At 60.7% G+C, this 22,866-nt stretch carries 18 protein-coding genes; 5 read left to right on the top strand and 13 right to left on the bottom strand.

Going from position 1 to position 22,866, the window contains the following annotated elements; translation table 11 throughout:
* Positions 1-11 precede the first annotated feature (11 nt).
* Entirely contained in the window at positions 12-728 is a 717-nt protein-coding gene (locus tag EZV60_RS00810) for a response regulator (RefSeq protein ID WP_135501173.1), read from the top strand.
* A 23-nt stretch (positions 729-751) separates the two neighbouring features.
* Here EZV60_RS00810 and EZV60_RS00805 read toward each other — a convergent pair whose 3' ends face one another.
* From EZV60_RS00805 to aspS, 4 genes are all read right to left on the bottom strand, one after another.
* Entirely contained in the window at positions 752-1,477 is a 726-nt protein-coding gene (locus tag EZV60_RS00805) for a GNAT family N-acetyltransferase (protein ID WP_135501171.1), read from the bottom strand.
* A gap of 127 nt (positions 1,478-1,604) precedes the next feature.
* Entirely contained in the window at positions 1,605-2,783 is a 1,179-nt protein-coding gene (locus EZV60_RS00800; protein WP_342588750.1) for a DUF1501 domain-containing protein, read from the bottom strand.
* Positions 2,784-2,851: 68 nt separating this feature from the next.
* The gene (locus tag EZV60_RS00795) at positions 2,852-4,147 is read right to left on the bottom strand and encodes a DUF1800 domain-containing protein (RefSeq protein ID WP_342588749.1); all 1,296 of its coding nucleotides are present in this window, start codon (positions 4,145-4,147) and stop codon (positions 2,852-2,854) included.
* 281 nt (positions 4,148-4,428) lie between these two features.
* Positions 4,429-6,207, bottom strand: a complete 1,779-nt coding sequence (gene aspS, locus EZV60_RS00790; protein WP_135501165.1) for an aspartate--tRNA ligase — start codon at positions 6,205-6,207, stop codon at positions 4,429-4,431.
* 249 nt (positions 6,208-6,456) lie between these two features.
* Between aspS and EZV60_RS00785 the strand changes: the two genes are divergently transcribed.
* On the top strand, positions 6,457-7,689 hold the full coding sequence (locus tag EZV60_RS00785; protein ID WP_135501163.1) for an SAM-dependent methyltransferase: 1,233 nt from the start codon (positions 6,457-6,459) through the stop codon (positions 7,687-7,689).
* 3 nt (positions 7,690-7,692) lie between these two features.
* On the opposite strand, the gene EZV60_RS00780 is transcribed toward EZV60_RS00785, so the two are convergent.
* Positions 7,693-8,277 carry an aminotransferase class IV family protein gene (locus EZV60_RS00780; protein ID WP_245306159.1) on the bottom strand — a complete coding sequence of 195 codons (585 nt, stop codon included), beginning with the start codon at positions 8,275-8,277 and terminating at the stop codon, positions 7,693-7,695.
* A gap of 8 nt (positions 8,278-8,285) precedes the next feature.
* Positions 8,286-9,410, bottom strand: a complete 1,125-nt coding sequence (locus tag EZV60_RS00775; protein WP_135501159.1) for an aminodeoxychorismate synthase component I — start codon at positions 9,408-9,410, stop codon at positions 8,286-8,288.
* Positions 9,411-9,566: 156 nt separating this feature from the next.
* On the opposite strand from EZV60_RS00775, the gene carB reads away from it, so the two are divergent.
* The 3 genes from carB to EZV60_RS19425 all read left to right on the top strand — a co-directional run bounded on the left by carB (position 9,567) and on the right by EZV60_RS19425 (position 13,398).
* Entirely contained in the window at positions 9,567-12,863 is a 3,297-nt protein-coding gene (carB, locus tag EZV60_RS00770) for a carbamoyl-phosphate synthase large subunit (RefSeq protein ID WP_135501157.1), read from the top strand.
* Between the two features lie 216 nt (positions 12,864-13,079).
* The gene (locus tag EZV60_RS19430; protein WP_280952549.1) at positions 13,080-13,202 is read left to right on the top strand and encodes a hypothetical protein; all 123 of its coding nucleotides are present in this window, start codon (positions 13,080-13,082) and stop codon (positions 13,200-13,202) included.
* 73 nt (positions 13,203-13,275) lie between these two features.
* A complete protein-coding gene (locus EZV60_RS19425; protein WP_280952548.1) occupies positions 13,276-13,398 on the top strand; it encodes a hypothetical protein in 123 nt (40 codons plus the stop codon).
* Positions 13,399-13,476: 78 nt separating this feature from the next.
* Here the strand turns inward: EZV60_RS19425 and EZV60_RS00765 are convergent, their stop codons facing one another.
* The 7 genes from EZV60_RS00765 to rplQ all read right to left on the bottom strand — a co-directional run bounded on the left by EZV60_RS00765 (position 13,477) and on the right by rplQ (position 22,720).
* On the bottom strand, positions 13,477-15,174 hold the full coding sequence (locus EZV60_RS00765) for an ABC transporter ATP-binding protein (protein WP_135501155.1): 1,698 nt from the start codon (positions 15,172-15,174) through the stop codon (positions 13,477-13,479).
* A 5-nt stretch (positions 15,175-15,179) separates the two neighbouring features.
* A complete protein-coding gene (locus EZV60_RS00760; RefSeq protein ID WP_135501153.1) occupies positions 15,180-16,415 on the bottom strand; it encodes an ABC transporter permease in 1,236 nt (411 codons plus the stop codon).
* A 12-nt stretch (positions 16,416-16,427) separates the two neighbouring features.
* Entirely contained in the window at positions 16,428-17,384 is a 957-nt protein-coding gene (locus EZV60_RS00755) for an ABC transporter permease (protein WP_135501151.1), read from the bottom strand.
* A 201-nt stretch (positions 17,385-17,585) separates the two neighbouring features.
* A complete protein-coding gene (locus EZV60_RS00750; protein WP_135501149.1) occupies positions 17,586-19,196 on the bottom strand; it encodes an ABC transporter substrate-binding protein in 1,611 nt (536 codons plus the stop codon).
* A gap of 289 nt (positions 19,197-19,485) precedes the next feature.
* On the bottom strand, positions 19,486-20,799 hold the full coding sequence (locus EZV60_RS00745) for a replication-associated recombination protein A (protein ID WP_135501147.1): 1,314 nt from the start codon (positions 20,797-20,799) through the stop codon (positions 19,486-19,488).
* A 2-nt stretch (positions 20,800-20,801) separates the two neighbouring features.
* Positions 20,802-22,175, bottom strand: coding sequence for a trypsin-like peptidase domain-containing protein (locus EZV60_RS00740; RefSeq protein WP_425353551.1), 1,374 nt, complete (start codon positions 22,173-22,175; stop codon positions 20,802-20,804).
* 119 nt (positions 22,176-22,294) lie between these two features.
* Positions 22,295-22,720 (bottom strand): 50S ribosomal protein L17, encoded by a 426-nt coding sequence (gene rplQ, locus EZV60_RS00735; protein ID WP_135501145.1) that lies wholly within the window; start codon positions 22,718-22,720, stop codon positions 22,295-22,297.
* Positions 22,721-22,866 lie beyond the last annotated feature (146 nt).

The following is a 22,866-nucleotide window of genomic DNA, read 5'->3' as shown; positions in this document are numbered from 1 at the left end:
GGAGACCGATCATGACAGACAAGGATCCGCATTTCCCGATCCAGGCGCCGACCGCGCGCCGTCCGCTTCTGGGCCTGACCATTCTCGTGGTTGAAGACAGCCTTTATGCCTGCGAGACCATTCGTCTTATGTGCCTGCGCAGCGGCGCGCGCATCCGGCGTGCGGATTGCCTGCGGTCGGCGCGGCAGCATCTGCAGGTGTATCGACCCTCCGTCGTCATCGTTGACATGGGACTTCCCGATGGTTCGGGCGTGGATCTAATCGAAGAGCTGGCACATGCCACGCCCCGGGTGAGCGGCCTGCTGGGTCTGAGCGGAGATCCGGATACCGAGGGCCACGCGCGACAGGCAGGCGCCGATGGCTTTCTGACCAAGCCGTTGGTAAGCCTAGCGCAGTTTCAACAGGCGGTTCTTGCGGTGCTACCGCCCGAGCAACAGCCCGTCGGACCACGCAAACTGTGCGACGAACAGGTGGTTCCGGACCGCATGGCATATCGCGATGACATGAACCATGCCGCAAGCCTTCTGGACGAATACAAGGATGGACCAACGCTCGACTACGTCTCGCAGTTTCTGCGCGGTGTCGCGAATTCGGCCGAAGATTCTGTTTTGGCAGAGGCGGCCCGGGAGTTGGCCAGCCGGCGCATGACCGGTGCCGGTACGGCAGACGCCGTAGCGCACCTGGCCGGCCTGCTCCGCGAGCGGATCAAAGGACGCGTCGCAATTTAGTATCCGGTGCAGCCGGCCGGTCTTTACCTGACACCGGCCAGGTCTGGGTCGTCCGCACGGCGTACGAACCGGGTCAAATCGCCAAGCGCTTCTTTCTGTTGGCGATCGCAGGTGAAATTACTTTCCGCAAGCCAGAACTCGAACGCCTGCGACAAGGCCGGCCAATCCTTGTCGATAACTGCAAACCACGCTGTATCGCGATTTCGGCCCTTGACCAGCGTTGCCTGCACGAACACCCCCTCAAAGCTGAACCCGAAGCGTTGTGCGGCCCGCCGGGATCCGGCGTTGAGCACATCGCACTTCCATTCAAGTCGGCGGTAGCCGGCGCGAAAAGCCCAGTCCATCATGAGGTAGATCGCATCCGTCGCGGCGCGGGTTTTCTGCAAGGTGGGAGACAACGCGATGTATCCCACTTCGATCGAGCCCGTTTCCGGTTTCATGCGCAGGAAGGCGGCAAAGCCGCCATAGGCGGCGCTGTCGTTGTCATAGATTGCATAGAACAGAAGATCGTTCCGCGCCGTGATTTCGCGTATCCAGCGGTGGAATTGGGCGGCGGAGGCGAAAGGCCCCATCGGCATATAATCCCAGACCCAATCGTGCTGATCGAAGGCTCGAAAAAGAAGCGCGGCATGCCGGTCCGCGTCGAGCGTTTCGAGCCGGGCATACCGACCCGCAAGCGTAACGCCATCCGGCAAAGGCGGCGGTTTCCACCCGTCAACGGGTTCTCCTACGGGCCGATCGGCGGTCATCCGGCTTCCTACGGCTACCTCATCACGTTGGCAGGTTAGGCGGACACCGGCGCAAGACGGAAGCGTTTTCGTGCCACAGGGACAGCTATCCCCTCGTGATTTCGGGATTAATCCGATTTTCGACCGGTCAAAGAACCAAATGTGGGTCATTTCCCAGATCGACGCCGGGAAAAACGCTTTGCTCGATCAGGCTTCGATTGACCCCGAACAGTTCTCGCATCATCCAGCCGGCATAGGCGCGCACATCACGTGTCGGCATCAAATCGCGACGTTGGTAAAGCTGGGCCTCTTCAAGCCCGGGCCAGTCGCCGAACACCCGCCCGCCGCGCAAAGCCCCACCGGCAAAAATCATCGCGCCGGCGGTACCGTGATCGGTGCCACGGGTGCCGTTTAGCCGCGCAGTGCGGCCGAACTCGGTCATCGCCACAATCGCCGTCTTCTGCCAGACGTCGCCCAACTCCGTCCGGAGGGTGAGGATCGCCTCCTGCAACTGGTCAAGAGCTTTTGGAAGCTGCCGGGCCTGTTTCAGGTGGGTATCGAAACCAGAGAGTGAAAACGCCGCGATACGGCTGCTGTCGCGCAATCGTTCGGCTGTGAAACGCGCAATACTGCTCGCGCTTCCCGCACCACGCGCCGGGCGCATGCTTTGCTCCATCGCGTTCATCATCGACGCGCTGTCAAGTTCGCCCCCGCCTGTAAGGCTCGCCAACCCAGTTTGCGACAGGTCGATTGCCTCATGCATCGCATCGCGGAAAAGCGGATCATCGTGCATCACCAGCTCCAGTAGGCGGCGCGCCTGCGGACTAAGCGCGAGCATGGAATCTGGCGCCCAGTTGGCGACCTCTGCCGCTCCTTTAAGAACCAGCATCTCGCCCTGCCCTACAGCATAGGCGGTATCGCTTTCGATGCCCGGCATGGCCTGCAGCAATCGGTTGAGCCAACCGTCGCGGATCCGCCCAAGCGCATCGCTGTCAGTCCCTGCCTCAAGAATATCCTGACCGTCGAAATGGCTCCGCTTGTCGCGATACGGCGTCGACACGGCGTGTACCATGCCAAGTTCTCCTGCACGCCAGAGCGGCATAAGACCGTTGAGAGCGGGATGAAGTGCAAAAAAACCATCAAGATCGGTGCCGCCTTCGACAAGCTCTGGTCTCAGCCCGGCAAATTCCTTGGCGCCAATGGGCCGTACGACGTCGAGCCCGTCCAAACCGCCGCGCAGAATGATGACAACAAGGCGTGCGTCCCAGGGCGCACTGGCCAGCGTGACGGGCGTAACAAGTGGGCTAGCCGCCAGTGAGCATCCCAAAGCCAGACTGCGCGTTAAAAGTCGCCGGCGCGTGAAAGAAGGAGATGACGGCATGGCGGCGATCCTCTTCACATCCGCTGAAACTGCGGCGAGGCGAGAATGATCCCGATCCCCTCTGGTCGGGTTTCGGCAGCGGATGCGGCAAAGATAAGGTCTTTCGGAGCGGTATCGCCCAGAGCCACGCGCAGAAACGCGCGCGGATCCGGAAGCACGCGACGCAGCAGAAATGGCGCGCGCATCGCCCAGTGGATCCGCGCCGCCATGCGCTGTGGCGTGATCCACGCGCTGTCGTCTTCTGGCCAGCCGTCCGGGCCAAGCGGCTTACCCCATGCTTGCCCCATCAGGCGCAGCGGGCCAAACGCCACCTGATTCAGGTCGCGGGGTTTCTTAGGCACATGACGCGGCACAAGATCAAGGGCGCGCAAAGCAGAGCCGATAAAATCGACCGGTTGCTTCACATTGCCGGGCCCAGGGTACCATGAGGCCGGATGGTTTAGCAGGACCTCGTAGACTGCTGGAAGATCACCATCGGTTTCCAAAAAGCGCGCGGCCAGTTCCGCCACAAGATCATTGTCGGGGGCATCGCCGAGGAAGTGGATCGCCAGTTTCCGGCCAATATGGCGGGCGGTCGCGGGATGACGCGCCAGATCCTCCATCGCCTCTATGATGTGCGATAACGCGGGTGTTTCGTCACCGTAGCGGTGCCCGAGAATGGTCACGGGGCCAGGCTCGGCGAAATCCGACTGGAAATGAAATCCTTGCTTGAGACCGAAGCGCAGCCCGGTCAGCAGCTCGGCGAGCTGACGCACATCGGTCTGTGTGTATGGTCCTTCGACGCCAAGCAGGTGCAGCTCGAGTAATTCGCGCGCCAGGTTCTCGTTCATGCCGTCGTTTCGGCCGCGTCTCTGCGCCACCTTGCTGTTCGGCCCAATCGAATACGCCTGATCGAGATATTCAAGCATCACCGGATGCGTGATTACGGCCTTGAGCATATCGGCAAAGCGCCCGATGACATGGGGGCGGATAGAGTCTTCGACATATGGCAGGAAGCCATTGCGCGTGCGCTGCTTTGTATCTCGCGCTGTGAAATGGTCGGCCCAGAAAAACGTCAGCCTTTCGCGAAACCCGTCCTCGGCAAAAACCCGACGGCAGAGCGTCTGGCGGGCCCAGCCCATCGCCTCGATCTGGTACGCGCGGCGCATCTTTTTCATGCGCTCGTGCAAGTTCAGCGCCTCGGCCTCTGTCTTGGCCTGCTTTCGCGCGACGCTGACCTCTTTATACGCAAAGACCGCCTTACGCACATGGGCGAAATCCGGGATCGGAAAAGCGGCAGCGGCGGCGTCGGGACCCTGTAAAAGTGCCATCGTCGCCGACGGGCTTGCCGGCGGGTCTAACTTGGCTGACAAGCCGCACCCGAAACGGATCGCGGACAATTGTGGATCAAAGCGCATGACCGGCCCTCTGAGACATGGGTCCTTCGAAGTCTAGCGATCAACGCGGCAGTATTCATCTTATGTCGTGCGGGCGTGCGCGAGATTGGGCGGTGTTCCGCCACCCCCGCTCCGTGCAAGGTGAAATGGTTTGCAAGGCGTTCTGCCGGCGGCAGCTGACCGCCGGATCCAGAGAGCGATGACGAAAGATGCGGTCAGTCGTCCTTCGGGATCACCCGCAGACCAAGTTCCATCAACTGGTCCGAGGTCGGATCTGAAGGTGCGTTCATCATCAGGTCCTCGGCCCGCTGGTTCATCGGGAACATGATGACTTCGCGGATATTGGATGTTCCGGCAAGCAGCATCACGATCCTGTCGATTCCTGCTGCACAACCGCCATGCGGCGGTGCGCCGAATTGAAAGGCGTTGACCATTCCGCCGAAGCGTTTGCGCACCTCGGCCTCGTCATACCCCGCCAGCTCGAACGCCTTGATCATGGTATCGAGCTTATGGTTCCGGATCGCGCCCGAGACCAGCTCGTAGCCATTGCAGCTTAGGTCGTACTGATACCCCAGCACGTCAAGCGGATTGCCCTCAAGCGCCTCGATCCCGCCCTGCGGCATAGAAAACGGGTTGTGCGAGAAATCAATCTCGCCAGTTTCCTCGTCGGCCTCGTACATCGGGAAATCGACGATCCAGGCAAAGGCGAAGCGGTTTTCGTCCGTCAAGCCCAGCTCTTCGCCGATGGTCACGCGCGCCTTGGCCGCGACTCGCTCGAACGCATGCGGCTTGCCACCGAGGAAGAAGGCAGCGTCACCGACGCCGAGGCCCAGCTGTTCGCGAATAGCCTCGGTGCGTTCAGGTCCGATATTCTTGGCAAGCGGCCCGGCGGCCTCCATGCCATCGCCCTGATCGCGCCAGAAGATATAGCCCATCCCCGGCAGGCCTTCCTTCTGCGCAAAAGCGTTCATCCGGTCGCAGAACTTACGGCTGCCACCCGTGGGCGCGGGGATGGCGCGAATTTCGTTGCCCTCATGCTCCAGAAGCTTGGCGAAGATCGCAAAACCCGAGCCACGGAAATGCTCGGACACGTCCTGCATCTTGATCGGGTTGCGCAAGTCGGGCTTGTCGGTGCCGTACCAGAGCGCGGCGTCGCGATAGGAAATTTGCGGCCAGGTTTGATCGACGTTCTTGCCGTCGCCGAACTCTTCGAACAGGCCCTTGATCACCGGCTGGATCGTATCGAACACGTCCTGCTGGGTGACAAAGCTCATTTCCATGTCGAGCTGGTAGAAATCGGTAGGCGAGCGGTCGGCGCGCGGATCCTCGTCGCGGAAACAGGGCGCGATCTGGAAATACTTGTCGAAGCCCGACACCATGATGAGCTGCTTGAACTGCTGCGGGGCCTGCGGCAGGGCGTAGAACTTGCCAGGATGCAAACGTGACGGCACAAGGAAGTCGCGCGCGCCTTCGGGGGATGAGGCCGTGATAATCGGCGTCTGATACTCGCGGAACCCGATATCCCACATGCGCTTGCGGATCGAGGCGACCACGTCCGAGCGCAGCTTCATGTTGTCCTGCATAGCCTCGCGGCGCAGGTCGAGATAACGGTAGCGCAGGCGCGTTTCCTCGGGATACTCCTGATCGCCGAAGACCATCAGCGGCAGTTCGTTCGCGCCGCCCAGAACTTCCATGTCGCGGATGAACACCTCGATCTCGCCAGTGACGATCTTGGGGTTCACGAGGCTTTCGTCGCGGGCCTTCACTTCGCCATCAATCCGGATGCACCATTCGCTGCGAAGCTTTTCGACCTCGGCGAAAACGGCGCTGTCTGGATCGCATAGAACCTGCGTCATGCCGTAATGATCGCGCAGGTCGATGAAGAGCACGCCGCCGTGATCGCGGATGCGGTGCACCCAGCCCGACAGGCGGACTGTATCCCCAACATTGGATTTCGTAAGCTCGGCGCAGGTGTGGCTGCGATATGCGTGCATGTCGTCCTCTCTGGGCGCGGAGCCCGGCGCGTTTGGCATGGTCCGCGCCGATACACCTTGGCACGCGCCCAAAGTCAAGGCAGCAAGCAGCCGACACATCGCCGAGCGCACTAAAAAGATTTACATAACAGACGTTTTCCGCAAAAATTTTCACGGTCGAGCATAAGACCGGGCGCAATCCGGTCACATGGCGGGTTTCACATCATGTCCTTCACGCGCGGACAGGCGCGGCACGACGGAGGTGAAAACATGTGGACCAAAGTCCTTGATGCTTTTCTGACGCATCTTTTCCGTCAGGGCACGCTGACCCTGACCTTTCCCGATGGCACGACGAAGACTTACGGAGACGGCAAAGGGCCAAGCGCGGCGATGACGCTGCATGATCCGGCTTTGCCGCGCAAGATCCTGCTCTCTCCTGATCTTGCCGTCGGTGAGGCCTATGTCGACCAGCGTTTGACGATCGAGAACGACGACTTGCATGGCTTTCTCGGGCTGGCCATTCACAATATCGGGCGGCAGGGACAGCCCTGGTTCCGCCGCCCGCTGGTCCTGCTGCGGCATCTGGGACGCACGCTGCAGCAATTCAACCCGGCACATCGGTCGAAGGAGAACGTGGCGCACCACTACGACCTTTCGGGAGAGCTTTACGATCTGTTTCTCGACGCTGACCGCCAGTACTCCTGCGCCTATTTCACGCGGCCCGATATGACCCTTGAAGAGGCGCAGGAGGCCAAGAAACATCACATCGCCGGCAAGCTTCTGATCGAACCGGGCATGCGCGTGCTCGATATCGGATGCGGTTGGGGCGGAATGGCCCTCACGCTGGCGCGCGATTACGGCGCTGAGGTACTTGGTGTGACCCTGTCAGAGGAACAGCACGCCGTCGCCTGCGCTAGGGCCGACAAAGCCGGGCTCTCCGACCGCGCACGGTTCGAGCTGATGGATTACCGTGATGTGACAGGCACCTTCGACCGTGTCGTGTCCGTCGGCATGTTCGAGCACGTGGGCGTGCCACACTATCGCGAGTATTTCCGCACGGTGCGCGAGCGGCTCAAAGACGAGGGGATCGCACTGATCCATACGATCGGACGGTGCGACGTGCCCGCCACGACAAGCCCGTGGATCGCGAAATATATCTTCCCCGGGGGCTATGTCCCTTCGATGTCCGAAGCGCTGCGCGCCATTGAGGACCAGGATATCTTCACCACCGATATCGAGGTCTGGCGGCTGCATTACGCCGACACGCTGCGGCACTGGTACAATCGCTTCATGGGCAATATCGACATCGCCCGCACGCTCTATGACGACCGGTTCTGCCGGATGTGGCGTTATTACCTGGTCGCCTGCGAACAGACGTTCCGCTTCAACAAACAGGTGGTTTTCCAGTTCCAGCTTGCGCCAAAACAAACCAGCGTGCCGCTAACGCGTGATTATCTCTACCGGCACGGCGCACTGGAAGACTTGCGTCACGCAGCGGAATAGCGGTCACACCATCCGCGCCGGGATAAGGCCTCGTAGTGCGTTGCCGACAAAAAACATCTCGGCGCGCGCCAAATCCCCGGCATCGAGACGCGCCTCACGCGCCCGGCCGTTCTCGATCAATTCTTCGCGAAGAATGCCGGGAAGAGCTCCGCACTCCAGGGACGGGGTCAGTAAAATGTCGTCTCGCGCGACAAAGATATTGGTGATGGTCCCTTCACAGAGCGCGCCGTCTTGGTTCAGAAAAACCATCTCGTCCACATGTGTGGGAAGATTGGCGCGGGTCTCGTCATAAAGAGCTCGCATGGTGGATTTTACCGAAAGCCAAGGGTCTTCCGACGAAAGTCGCGCCTCGGACATCGCAATGCGCCAGACCGAGCCCGGGGCCAACGGTTGGAACGGAGCCGTCGTCACATCTGCCGAGCCTTTCGCGTCAACGGTCAGCCGGACGCGCAACGGGCCGTCACCACGCAACTCCTTTAGTACTGCGTCAACGCCGACCGGAGCGATCCCGAGCCGTCGCGCGCTTCGCTGCAGGCGCTCCATATGGCGCTTGCGCCGGTGCACGCCGGTGTCGGGCGTCCATAGCATTGTCTCGATCAGACGAAAGCCGGGCTGAGCTGGCGGGCGAAGCGGGCCTTCCAAAGCGCTTCCTCGTATTCCGAGGGACCGGTGCTGTCGTAAACGACGCCCCCGCCCATGTTGAGCGTGATTTGTCCGCGATCCGCGAGAAGCGTGCGGATGGCCACATTGAATTCCGAGCGACCGTCCGGCGCGGCCCAGCCGATCGTGCCACAGTAGATGTCGCGCGCCCCGGCCTCCTGTTCGGCAATGACCTCCATGGCTCGAACCTTGGGTGCGCCAGTGATCGATCCGCATGGAAAAAGCGCGCGGAAGATGTCCGAAAGCTTGGTTCCCGGTTCCATCTGCCCGGTAATGCGGGAAATCATTTGGTGAAGGGTGGTGTAAGTCTCGACACGGAAAAGATCGGGGACCTTCACGCTGCCAGGCCGACAGATCCGGCTGATATCATTGCGCAAAAGATCCACGATCATCAAATTTTCCGCACGGTTCTTTTCATCCTCGCGCAGGAAATCGCGCCGCCGCGCGTCCTCGACCGGGTCGTCACTGCGCGGTTGGGTGCCTTTCATTGGGCGCGTCTCTATCCGGCCGGCGCCGTCGGTACTGAAAAAAAGCTCGGGCGAGCGCGACAGGATCGCGGGCAGTCCCTGGGCGCGAATGAAGGCGCCAAAGCGAACCGGCTGAAGCCGCGCCAACGCTGCGTAAAGCGCTTCTGGCGGGGCGGTGGTCGACATTCGCGCGGGAAAGGTCAGGTTCGCCTGATATATATCTCCGGCGGCGATGTGATCGTGCACTGTCTGAAACGACTCGACATAGCGCGCCTCGTCCCAAATCGCAGAAAAGTTGTCCAGCACGGCGGATGTATCGGGCAAAGCCGGAACACGGCCCGGCGCCTCGTACACGCCGAACTGCAAAAGAGGCACGCGGCGACGGACGGGCATCAAGGACGCAAGCTTGGGTTCAAGCGCGTAGCCAAGCTCGTAGCTGGCAAAACCCGCCAGCCACGCCCCAGCCGCGCGCGCGGTGTCCAGCGCGACAAGCGCCGGTTCGACCTCGGTCATGTCGAAGGCCGTGATCAGACGCTCCGGCGCTTCGAAGGCCGCCGCCACGCCGTCAGGACCGTGATCGAACCGAATCTCCAAGATTTGCGCCCCTTCTCCGTTCGACCGCTATTTAAAGTGGCACATGCCGCTTGCCACCTGCAAATGCGCCGCATCATGCGCTTTTTCCGATGCCCCTTGCAGATGCGCGCGCGATGGATATAACCGCCATCAATTTGCGCTGCCCCGGGGGACGAGATGCCAAAAAGAACCGATATTCAGTCTATCATGATCATCGGTGCCGGCCCCATCATCATCGGGCAGGCCTGCGAATTCGACTACTCCGGCGCGCAGGCATGCAAGGCACTGCGCGAAGAAGGGTACCGGGTCATTCTGGTCAACTCAAATCCCGCAACGATCATGACAGATCCCGAGCTGGCCGACGCCACCTATATCGAACCGATCACCCCAGATGTCGTGGCGCGGATCATCGAGAAAGAACGCCCCGATGCGCTTTTGCCCACGATGGGCGGGCAAACCGGGCTGAATACCGCGCTCGCGGTGGCCGACATGGGCGTTCTTGAGAAATTTGGTGTCGAGCTCATCGGCGCCAATCGAGAGGCCATTGAGATGGCAGAGGACCGTAAGCTGTTCCGCGAGGCGATGGACCGGCTGGGGATTGAAAACCCCAAGGCCACCATTGCCAACAACATGGAAGAATGCATGGCGGCGCTTGAGCATGTCGGGCTGCCGGCGATCATCCGCCCTGCCTACACTCTAGGCGGCACGGGCGGCGGCGTTGCCTATAATCGGACGGATTACGAACACTATTGCAAATCGGGCCTCGATGCCTCGCCCGTCAGCCAGATCCTGATCGACGAGTCGCTTCTGGGCTGGAAGGAATTCGAGATGGAGGTCGTGCGTGACCGCGCGGACAACGCCATCATCGTCTGTTCCATCGAAAACGTCGACCCGATGGGCGTGCATACCGGCGACAGCATCACCGTGGCGCCAGCGCTCACACTCACCGACAAGGAATACCAGATCATGCGCAACGGCTCTATCGCCGTGCTGCGCGAGATCGGAGTCGAAACAGGTGGCTCGAACGTGCAATGGGCGATCAACCCCGAAGACGGCCGCATGGTGGTGATCGAGATGAACCCGCGCGTATCGCGCTCCTCGGCTCTGGCGTCGAAGGCCACGGGCTTTCCCATCGCCAAGATCGCGGCGAAGCTTGCCGTGGGGTATACGCTCGACGAGTTGGACAACGATATTACCAAGGTTACGCCCGCATCCTTCGAGCCGACCATTGACTATGTCGTGACCAAGATCCCGCGTTTTGCCTTCGAGAAATTCCCGGGCTCTGAGCCGCATCTGACCACAGCGATGAAATCGGTGGGTGAGGCCATGGCCATCGGGCGCACGATCCACGAGTCGCTGCAGAAGGCTTTGGCATCGATGGAAACCGGCCTTTCCGGCTTTGACGAAATCGAGATCGAAGGCAGCCCCGACAAAGCTGCAATCGTCAAGGCGCTAAGCCAACAGACACCCGACCGCATCCGCGTCATCGCACAGGCGATGCGTGACGGGTTGAGCGACGACGAGATTTTCCTCGCCACCAAATACGACCCCTGGTTCCTGGCTCGGATCCGCGAGATCGTCGAGGCCGAGGAGGTTGTCCGGCAGGAGGGTCTGCCCACGGACGAACAGGGTCTGCGCAAACTCAAAATGATGGGCTTCACCGATGCGCGGCTGGCCAAGCTCACAGGCTTCACCGAGGCCGACGTGCGGCGCGCGCGACAGGCCGCCGGCGTCACCGCCGTATTCAAGCGGATCGACACCTGCGCCGCCGAGTTCGAGGCGCAGACACCCTATATGTATTCTACCTACGAAGCCCCGATGATGGGCGACGTAGAGTGCGAGGCGCGCCCTTCTGAACGCAAAAAGGTCGTTATCCTGGGCGGTGGACCCAATCGGATCGGCCAGGGGATCGAGTTCGACTATTGCTGTTGTCACGCCTGTTTCGCGCTGACCGACGCGGGCTATGAGACTATCATGGTCAATTGCAACCCAGAGACCGTGTCGACCGACTATGACACGTCTGACCGCCTCTATTTCGAGCCGCTGACCTTCGAGCATGTCATGGAGATCCTGCGCGTCGAGCAGGATGCCGGCACATTGCACGGCGTGATCGTACAATTCGGCGGGCAGACCCCGTTGAAACTCGCCCGTGCGCTTGAAGCGGAAGGTATTCCGATCCTTGGAACGTCACCGGATGCCATTGACCTTGCAGAAGACCGCGAGCGGTTTCAGGCCCTTGTGAACCAGCTCGGCCTGAAACAACCGCAGAACGGGATTGCCAGCACCGACGCCCAAGCGCTGGCCATCGCCGACTCCATAGGCTTCCCGCTGGTGATCCGCCCCTCGTACGTTCTGGGCGGACGCGCGATGGAAATCGTGCGCGACATGGCGCATCTGGAACGTTACATCAATGAAGCGGTGGTCGTATCAGGCGACAGCCCGGTTCTGCTGGATGGTTACCTGTCAGGGGCCATCGAGTGCGACGTGGACGCGCTGAGCGACGGCAAAACGGTTCATGTGGCCGGCATCCTGCAACACATCGAAGAGGCCGGTGTGCATTCAGGGGACAGTGCCTGTTCTCTGCCGCCCTATTCCCTGCCCCCCGACATCATCGAAGAGATCGAACGCCAGACCGAGGCACTTGCTGTCGCGCTGAACGTCGTGGGCCTGATGAACGTGCAGTTCGCGGTGAAGGACGGGGAAATATACCTCATCGAGGTAAACCCGCGCGCCTCGCGGACCGTGCCTTTCGTGGCCAAGGCCACCGACAGTGCCATCGCATCAATCGCGGCTCGGCTTATGGCAGGAGAAACGATGGACGCATTCCCCCATCGTGGCCCCTACCCGGAAAACGCGCGCCCCGGCACTTTGCCCATGGCGGACCAGTTGACGTTGGCCGACCCGAAGATGCCATGGTTCTCGGTGAAAGAGGCGGTCATGCCCTTCGCCCGTTTCCCCGGTGTCGACACGATCTTGGGGCCGGAGATGCGCTCCACTGGCGAGGTGATGGGCTGGGATGTCAGTTTCCCGCGTGCCTTCCTCAAGGCGCAAATGGGCGCGGGCACGATGTTTCCCGAAGGCGGCAAGGTATTTTTCTCGATCAAGGACGATGACAAGACCGCACAACTGGTCGAAACGGCGCAGATTCTTGTCGATCTGGGTTTCGCCATCGTCGCCACACGCGGCACGGCGGCTTTCCTGGAAGGGCACGGTATCGCCTGCGAGGTGGTCAACAAGGTCTATGAAGGCCGTCCCGACGTGGTCGACATGCTAAAGGACGGCCAGATTTCCCTTGTCATGAACACGACCGAAGGCGCACAGGCCGTCGAGGACAGTCGCGAGATCCGTTCGGTCGCGCTCTACGACAAGATCCCGTATTACACGACAGCTGCGGGCGCGCATGCCGCCGCACTCGCCATGAAAGCCCGGCAAGAGGGAGAACTTGTGGTAATGCCGCTACAGGGTGCAGCATAAACACCGTTTACCAAACGGGAGAATATGACTTAAGATACTGTTTTTAAATATATTTTTTGACGCTTACCAGACATGACTGTACGCCAGAACGGGCATGCACAAATTGCATGCATTTTTCGAGAAAAATGGATTGCGAAATGGGTTTTTTTGGTTATGTGCGGATCGTAGACGCACTTCGCGTCGACAACCGCAAACCCTCAGGAACAGGAGGCCAAGATGACCCGCGACGAATTGAACCGCGAACTTCGCATGCACAGTGCCACCTGGCAGTCCGTAGCGGTTGTTTACGGTGCCATCGTGGCAACACTCGTTCTTTCGGCGATGTCGATCATCGCCTGAAGGACGACCGAGACACCTGTTTTCAACTCATAACCGCCAGTAAAACCCGCGTTTGAAGTTAAAGGGGCCCGCCATGACCCGTGACCAGCTGATCAAAGAATTGCGCATGCACAGCGCCACCTGGCAATCCGTCGTCATCGTTTACGGCGTCATCGTTGCGACGATGATCCTGACCGGTATGGCGATCACCAGCTAAGCCGACACAATGTGACCCACGCGAACGGCGGTCCTTTCGGACCGCCGTTCGTTGTTTCAGAACCAATGCAAAACTTGGTCAGACTTGCGTGCCCTCGACCTTTTCGTCGTCGGGGTCGATATTGGCCATGGCCGCATCGCCGATATTATCAATGCCCCGCTCTTCAAGCAGCGTGGTCAGCCAGTTCGGATCCATCTCCGGCACCGAGCTGAGCAAGAGGTCGGTGTAGGGATGGTGCGGCGGCGTGAACATGTCGTCCTTCGGTCCCTGCTCCACCACCTGTCCGTTCTGCATCACCACGACCTCATCGGCGATGGACCGCACCGTGGCAAGGTCATGCGTGATAAACATATATGCCAGGTTCAGCTCCTTCTGCAGACGATCGAGCAGCCGCAGAATGCCTTCCGCCACCAGCTGATCGAGGGCCGAGGTGACCTCGTCGCAGACGATGAAGCTAGGCTCTGCCGCGAGTGCGCGGGCAATACCAATGCGCTGCTTCTGGCCGCCCGAAAGCTCAGGCGGAAAACGGTTGTAGTATTTCGCCGGCTCCAGCTCGATCAGATCGAGTAGTTCATCCACCCGGTTCTTGAGCGCGGTGCCCTTCAGACCGGAATAGAACTGCGCCGGTCGCCCGATGATCTCCGAGATCTGCACCTTCGGATTGAGGGCGGTGTCAGCCATCTGATAGATCATCTGGCACTGCCGCAATTGGTCCTTGGTGCGGTCCTTGTAGCTTGGCGGGAACGGCTCTCCCTTGAAGAGCACCTCCCCCTTGGATGGCGGCAAGAGCCCAGTGATCACCCGCGCCGTGGTCGATTTGCCCGACCCGGATTCGCCCACCACGGCCACGGTCATCCCCTCGTAGATGTCGAAGGACACGTCATCGAGGATCTTGGGGCCGTTGGAATAGGACGCATCGACATTTTTGATCGAGATGAGCGGCACGCTGTCCTTGGGGCGCGCTTTTTGCTCGACGGTAAAGCTACGCACCGCCCAGAGGCTCTTGGTGTAGTCCTCCTTGGGGTTGCTCAACATCTGATCCGTCGGGGCCTCTTCGACCTCTTCGCCCTTGAGCAGCACCTTGATCGTGTCGGCCATCTGCGCCACGACCGCGAGGTCGTGCGTGATATAGATCGCGGCGGTGTTGAACTGATCCACGATATCGCGGATCGCGGCCAGCACCTCGATCTGGGTGGTCACGTCAAGCGCGGTGGTCGGCTCGTCAAAGATGATCATGTCGGGCCGGCAGGACATGGCCATCGCTGTCATCGCCCGCTGAAGCTGACCGCCAGACACTTGGTGCGGATAGCGGAAACCGATCTCTTGCGGATTGGGCAGACGCAGGCGCTCATAGAGTTCGATCGCGTCTTCCTGCGCTTCCAGCCGCTTCTTGATGCGGTACTGAACAGGCGCTTCGGTATGTTGGTCAATCAGCTTATGCGCCGGGTTGAAGGACGCCGCCGCTGATTGCGCCACGTAGGCGATGCGCGATCCGCGCAGCGCCCGCTTGTCCGCTTCCGAGGCGTTGGTCAGTTCCATCCCGTCGAACTCGATCGAAGAGCCCTCGACGATACGCGTTCCATCGCGAGCATAGCCCATTGCGGCCGCGCCGATGGTGGATTTGCCCGCACCGGACTCGCCGATCAGGCCCATCACCTCGCCCCGGTGGAGCGTGAGGTCGACACCCTTGATGATGTCGACCCAAGTTTCATCGGAATAACCCTGGATCTTTAGATCGCGGATTTTCAGAAGGACATCGCTTTCCTTGAACTTCATTGTGATTACTCCTTCAGACCCGAGGACCGGTGCAGCATCCAGTCGACCACGAAATTGACCGCAACGGTCAAGAGAGCGATCGCCCCCGCAGGAATGAGCGGGGTGATGTCACCGAATGAGATGAGCGTCGCGTTTTCCCGCACCATCGATCCCCAGTCAGCCGTGGGCGGCTGAATGCCGAGACCCAGGAAGCTGAGACCGGCGATGAGCAGGAACACGAAGCAGAATTCCAGACCGAATTCCGCGATGAGCGGCGCGGTGGAGTTCGGCAGGATCTCGCGGCGGATGAGGTACCAGTTGCCCTCGCCCCGCAGCTTGGCCGCCTCGATATAGTCCATCACGACCACGTTGCCCGCCACCGCCCGCGTAAGGCGATAGACCCGCGGCGAATAGATGATGGCGACAACGAGGATCAGGATGACCTCGGAGGCGTTGAAGATCGACGTACCAAAGAGCGCGAGGCCCACGGCAACGCCCACCGCAATGGCCGCGCCGATGAGCCAGCCCATGGCCCCCTCCGCCGCTGCGGCGAGGAACAGCAGCCCCACGACACAGAAGAATCCGGTCAAGAGCCAGAAGCTCGTCGAGGGTGCGGCCAGCGAGCCGCCGAAGATCGACAGCATCAGCAGCGCGAAGATCAGCGAGGGGATCGACATGATCACGTCCGCCGTGCGCCCCATGACCCCGTCAAAGAACCCGCCTTTGGTCGCGGCCAGCAGGCCTGCCATAGCACCGAGAATGAAGGCGAGGGTTGTCCCAACAAGCGCCAGCGCCACGGTGTTTCTTGCGCCGAAAACGATCCGGCTGAACATGTCGCGTCCAAGCTGGTCAGCCCCAAGCAGCATGTTCTCATCAGCCGGTGCGAATGCCGAGGATATCACCTCGGCCTCGCCATGCGGCGCAATCCAAGGCGCGAAGATTCCCATGATCGCGTAGGTGAAGATAACGAACATGCCGAAGGCTGCGGTCAGCGGCGCGGTCCTGAGTTCCTTGCCCATATCGTCGGACGACAGATAGATCAGGAATTCGCGGAACGCATACGCGATCATGCCGGCAAAGAGCAGGAGCCCGGCACAGGTCGCCACCGCGCGCAGTGCCGGCACACCTCCGACGATGCCGAGAACAAAGGACACGAGCGTCAGGCTGAAGAGCACCAGGAAAGCTTGGCGCTGGTTAAAGTACGCTGCCAGGCACGAGGTCACCAGCAGCAGGGCGTAATATCCGACTACGAAAAAGCTCATGATGACGCCCCCTTATTTCGGATGCCGCAGACGCGGGTTGGTCAGGATCGCACCAACATCGGCTGCAAGGTTGAGAAGGATGAAGGTCGCCGCGAAGATAAGGCAGCAGGCCTGCACCACGGGGAAGTCACGTTTACTCACCGCATCGACGAGCGCCTGCCCGATACCCGGGTAAACGAAGACCACCTCGACCAGCACCACACCGGTGATGAGATAGGCAAGGTTTAGCGCGATAACGTTGATGATCGGCGCCCATGCATTGGGCAGCGCGTGTTTCACGATCACCTTCCAGGGCGGCGCGCCCTTGAGCTTGGCCATCTCGATATAGGGCGAGGCCAACAGGTTGATAATCGCCGCACGTGTCATCCGCATCATGTGCGCCATGACCACCAGAACCAGCGTCAGCGCCGGCAGGAAGGTGCGGTTCAGCAGTTCCCAGAAACTCATGCTGTCACTCAGGCTCGCAATCGAGGGAAATATGCCCCATTTGACCGAGAAGTAGAGGATCAGGATATAGCCGAGGAAAAATTCCGGAGACGAGATGAAAGACAGGGTCACCACGTTGGCCACCTTGTCGAAGACCGAATTCCGCAGAAGCGCGACGACGACGCCAAGAATAATCGACACGGGCACCGCGATGACCGCCGCGTAGGCCGCGAGGAAGAGCGTATTCGCAAAACGCTCGCCGATGATCGTCGTCACCTTTTCGTCCGTCACAATCGAGCGTCCGAAATCGAACGTTACCGCGTCGGCAAGCCAAGCTAGGTATCGCACAATGGCCGGATCATCCAAACCCATCTTCGTCCGGAGCGCCTTGAGGTTCTCCGCGGTCGCGCCTTGTCCCAGAACCGCCTGAGCAATGTCGCCCGGCAGAAGCTCGACCATGAAAAAGATGATGATGGAAATGATCAGCAAGATCAGCAGGCCCAATCCTAGGCGCTTGCCGACAAGCTTTATGATATCACCCATAAGTCCCTCCTGCTGTTTGTGCCTGTCCGTTCAGGCCGCGACGCGCGGCGCAGGATGGCATAACAGGTTTATTTTTCTTGTCCGTGCGGGATGAGAACGGCCAGCCCGACGGAGCCCCCTAGCGGCCTTGCCCCCATGCTTTCCGACACCGGCGCAAATCCGTGATGTCCCGGCGCACGAGGCGCCGGGACTTGTGTCGTATCAGGCTTCGAACCACCAGCGGCTGCAGGCGCGCGCGCCGTCCATTTGCCAGCTCGCCGCAAGGTTTTCGCCGTGCTGCACATTCGTGCGGCGGGCATAAACGAAGTTCGGGAAGAACGGGATGACCGTGCCGCCGTCATTGCGCGCCAGCATCGCCATCTCGGCATACATCTCCGCGCGCTTATCGTTGTCGAGCTCAGCCTTGGCCTGACGCAGAAGCACGTTGAAACGCTCGTTCTGCCAGTGGCTTTCGTTCCACGCCGCATCGTCCTTGTAGGCCAGCGAGTACATCACGTCCGGCGTCGGGCGCGCGCCCCACTGCACCGCGCACCACGGCTTTTTCAGCCACACGTCGGAATAGTAACCGTCGTTCGGTTCGCGGCTGACGTTGATTGTGATGCCCGCGGCCTTGGCATGTTCGGCATAAAGCACGCACATGTCGACAGCACCCGAGAAGACCGAGTCCGCCACACTGATATTGACGGTCAGGTCTTCCATCCCGGCTTTCTTCAGAAGCGACTTGGCTTCATCCGGATCATACTCGCGCTGCGGGATGTCCTCAGGCCAATAAGGCATGGCCGGCGAATGGTGGAAGTCGTTGCCGATCGTGGCCGCGCCAAACGCGATCTTGTCGATCAGTTCCTGACGGTTCACCGACAGCTTCAGCGCATTGCGAACGTCCACGTTGGTGAACGGATCGACATCGCAGAGCATCGGCATGGTGATAGCCGCGGCCGACGGCACGTTGTCGATGGCGATGTTCGGGTCGCGCTGCAGAAGGGCCAGCGTCTTGAGTTCGATCTGCGTGACCGCGTCGACGTCGCCGGTGACGAGCGCCGTCTGACGTGCGTTCGGGTCGTTGAGAACGATGATCTCCACCGCGTCGAAATAGGCACCGTCAAGGTGCCAGTCGTCATGACGGCTGAAGCTGTAGCGCACACCGAACTCGGCATTGTCGAGCTTGTAGGGGCCGCAGCCATCGCCGGATTGCCAGTTCGCGGTACCGTCCTCATTCGCGGGCACGATGGGCAGGTGATAGTCGGTCATCAGCCACGGCAAGTCGGCGTTGCCGGCTCCCAGCACGAAGGTGACCGACCCATCGCCGTTGTCGGTGATATCCTCGACATCCGACAGAAGCGCCTTCGCCGCCGAGGTCGTTTCGTCGCCGCGGTGATGGTTCATCGACGCGATCACATCATTGGCCGTCACTTTCTTGCCCGAGTGGAACGTGGCCTTGTCGTTAATCACGAAGGTCCATTCCTTCGCATCGGGTGTAGCGCTCCATTCCGAGGCGACATCCGGGCCGAGCGAGCCATCGGGCTCGATCAGGGTCAGGTAGGCGCGATAGGTATGCGCCACCTGGATCATCGAGAAGGTCACGTAGGTGCCGGGATCGTGCGTGTCCGACGTGTTGCCGTCATGCGCGCCAAGGCGGAAGGTGCCCCCGCGCGAAGGTTCGGCCTTGGCCGAGGAGGTCCAAAGACCGGTTGCCGCCGTCGAGGTGATCCCCGCGGCCATCGCGGTGTTCATAAAGGACCGTCGCGAAATCGAGCCGCTGCGCGCCGCCTCGGCAAGACGATCCAGAAGAACCTGATCTTTTGCGTTTGTCATGTTGTCTCCCTGTGAAGTTTTTTTGTCGCTAGAAAGCCGGTCTCTCGCCGGTTCCCCTAAAACTTTCATCCCCATCTTCCCTGCGGACAGGTCCAATTGCGACATGTTCAAAGCAAAACACGAAATATCCGAGGTATCCAGCCTCTTCTGCCCCAGAGCGTCAAATAATTTTCCGTTTTAAAAGAGTATTGTGACGACGCAAACAACAGGTTTCGCGCGTATTTCGGAATGGACTGGCCTGCCCGACCGCGCGGTCGTGTCGGAAAACGACATGCCCGGACCGCGCCGTTCAGGTCTCTCGCCGGGCGCGCAATTTCGAAAAGTAGTCCAGCCGCTTTTTCAATTCACGCTCAAATCCGCGCTCGACCGGGGTGTAGAGCACCGGGCGCTTGACACCTTCCGGAAAGTAATTCTGGCCCGAAAAACCGTCTTCGGCGTCGTGGTCATAAGCGTAGCCGTCGCCGTAGCCCTGATCCTTCATCAGCGCCGTCGGTGCATTCAGAATGTGCTTCGGGGGTGGTTCGCTTCCGGTTTTCTTTGCCTCTCGCAGCGCGGCCTTGAAGGCCGAGTACCCGGCGTTCGATTTCGGAGCGAGCGCGAGATAGGTCACCGCCTGCCCAAGGGCCAGTTCTCCCTCCGGGCTGCCAAGCCGCTCGTAGATCTCCCAAGCGTGCAGGCACACGGTCTGCGCCTGGGGATCGGCCATACCGATATCCTCGATTGCCATGCGGGTGATACGCCGCGCGAGATAGCGCGGGTCCTCTCCGCCGGTCAGCATCCTTGCCAGCCAGTAAAGCGCCGCGTCCGGGTCAGAGCCGCGCACGGATTTATGCAGAGCCGAGATCAGATTGTAATGCTCATCACCGGACTTGTCGTATTTCGCCGCCCGCCGCATCAGGCGCTTGTTCAGCGCATCCTTGTCCAGCTTTCCTTCGGTCTTCCACGCGGCCACCTGCTCCACGAGATTCAGAAGCGCACGCCCGTCGCCATCCGCCATTTCCAGCAACGCCTCGCGCGCCTCGCCGGTTAGCGGCAGACCCTTGCCGAGTTCGCGTTCGGCCCGTTGTGCGAGGCGTTCGAGATCAGCCAGGCCCAACCTTTGCAAAACAAAGACTTGCGCACGGCTGAGCAGGGCTGCGTTGAGCTCGAAAGACGGGTTTTCAGTCGTCGCACCCACCAGAAGGATCGTGCCATCTTCCATGTGCGGCAGAAACCCGTCCTGCTGCGCCTTGTTGAAGCGGTGGATTTCATCGACGAAAAGCAGCGTTCCCTGCCCGTTCGCGCGACGGTGCTTGGCCTGCTCGAAAACCTTGCGCAATTCCGGCACGCCGGTGAAGATCGCGCTGATCTGGACGAAATACAGATCGGTCTCATCCGCCAGCAGCCGGGCGATCGTGGTCTTTCCCACACCGGGCGGCCCCCAGAACACCAGCGAGGACAGGCTGCCCGACGACAGCATCACGCCAAGCGGCGCGTCGGGGCCAAGCACTTGATCTTGCCCGATAACCTCGGACAAGCGGCGCGGACGCAGACGATCCGCCAAGGGCCGCGGCGCGGTATCCGGAGCGGCCTGCGCGCCGGCAGTGTCGAAGAGATCGGCCATGATCAGAGCCTGTATCGCAGGGTGCTGCGTTGCGTGCCACGCTGAATGTCGAGGATCAACCACGGCCCGTTCGTGACCAACAGCGCCTCGGCGGATGGACTATCCTGCACCGGAACCCCGTTAATCCGCAACAGCACATCGCCTGTGCGCAACCCGGCACGTCGGCCGAAACGCCCCGGATCTTCGACCACGACGCCCTCGGTCGTCAGCGGAAGGTTCAGTTCGGCGATCACGGCAGGATTGACGGTGGACAGCCGCAACCCCGGGATCACGCTGGAACCTGTGGTGACACGCGTTGCGCGCGCGGGGTTTTCCGGCGCGGGTTTCAAAGTGATTTCAATGACATCCGACGAGCCGTTGCGAAAGAGCGTGAATGGGGCCAACGTCCCGATCCCTGTCACTGACATCCGATAGATCATTTCCGCCGGGGTGTTGACCGGCGCCCCGTCCACCGCCGTGATCACGTCGCCCGGGGCGAGACCGGCCTCGGCAAAGCCGCTTTGCGGGTGTAGTTCGGACAGAATGACGCCACCGGGACGCGGCAGGCCGAGCCCCTCGGCCATGTCGGCGGTCACCGGCTGACCCGTCACGCCGGCCCAGGGGCGCTGAAATTCGGTTTCTCCTGCCTGTGCCTGCGCCACGAATTGCGCCACCAGGTCAGAGGGAATGGCGAAGCCGATGCCGTTCGACCCTCCGGATCGGCTCAGAATTTGAGTATTAATTCCAATGAGATGGCCGTTCACATCAACCAAAGCGCCCCCGGAGTTTCCCGGGTTGATCGGCGCGTCTGTCTGAATGAAGTAACCGCGCGCGTTGCCCGTAGCGGTGCCCGACCGCGCAAGACCCGACACGATCCCGCTGGTCACCGTCTGGCCCACGCCGAAAGGGTTGCCGATGGCTAGCACAAGTTCCCCGACCTGCACGCTGTCGCTGTCGCGCAACTGCAGCGCGGACAAGTCCGAGGCGCCGTCTAGCCGGAGAATGGCAAGATCGGATTCCTCGTCCGATAACAAGACCTTGGCGGAAAATTCGCGACGGTCGTTCAGCACCACGCGGATATCCGTCGCCTCGCCCACCACGTGATAATTGGACACCACGATACCGTCCTCGCTGAGGATCACGCCGGAGCCCAAAGAGTTCTGCACTCGTTGGCGCGGAGAGCCGAAATCGCGGAAAAGATCTTGGAAAAACGGGTCGTTACGGAACGGGCTTAACCGGGTGTTGACCACGCGCCGGGCGTAGATGTTGACCACGGCGGGTGCTGCGGTGTCGACCACCGGCACGAAGCCAATCGTCACCTCTGCCTGGCTTTGCGGCACGCGCATTTCGGCCAGTGCGGGAGAAACCAGAAGACAAACAAGGAGATAAGCAAGGATCTTCACGAAAGGCACCTGGTTGCGGGTACCAGAGATATGGAAAAAGTGCCGCCCGTTTGCAAGAGAAAGCCCCCGCCGATCCGGCGAGGGCTTCTGGAAATCACAAGGATTTCAAATCTTTAGTCTTCTTCTGCCTCGATCTCGGCAGCGGCCTCGCGGGCCTTGTCGCCGGCACCCTTGGCATCCAGATCGCGGTCCACGAATTCGATGATGGCCATGGGCGCCATGTCACCGTAGCGGAATCCTGCTTTCAGAACACGGACATAGCCGCCCTGACGCTCGGCGTAGCGAGGTCCGAGCACGTCGAAGAGCTTCTCGACATACTTGTCCTGCTTGAGCTGGCTGGCGGCCTGACGGCGGGCGTGCAGATCGCCGCGCTTGCCGAGGGTGACAAGCTTTTCCACCACTCTTTTCAGTTCCTTAGCCTTGGGCAGGGTGGTTTTGATCTGCTCATGTTCGATGAGCGAGCCGGCCATGTTCGCCCAGAGCGCCTTGCGGTGCTCGTGGGTACGGTTCAGGCGGCGGTAGCCTTTTGCGTGACGCATTTTCTTGTCTCCTAAAGCCCGTCGAGGGGCGGTTTTGCTTTGTCCGGCCGGCGATGCGTGTCACCGGCTCTCCTTGGGGCGGGATGCCCGTTTTGTACAAAATGGCCCAAATTTCCGAGGGCCATTGTGCATTTTGTACAAAGTTC

Origin of the sequence: Roseovarius aestuariivivens (assembly GCF_004761875.1) — a bacterium.
In the GTDB taxonomy this organism is placed as follows: Bacteria; Pseudomonadota; Alphaproteobacteria; order Rhodobacterales; family Rhodobacteraceae; genus Roseovarius; species Roseovarius aestuariivivens.
This window is presented reverse-complemented; position numbering and strand designations above follow the sequence as displayed.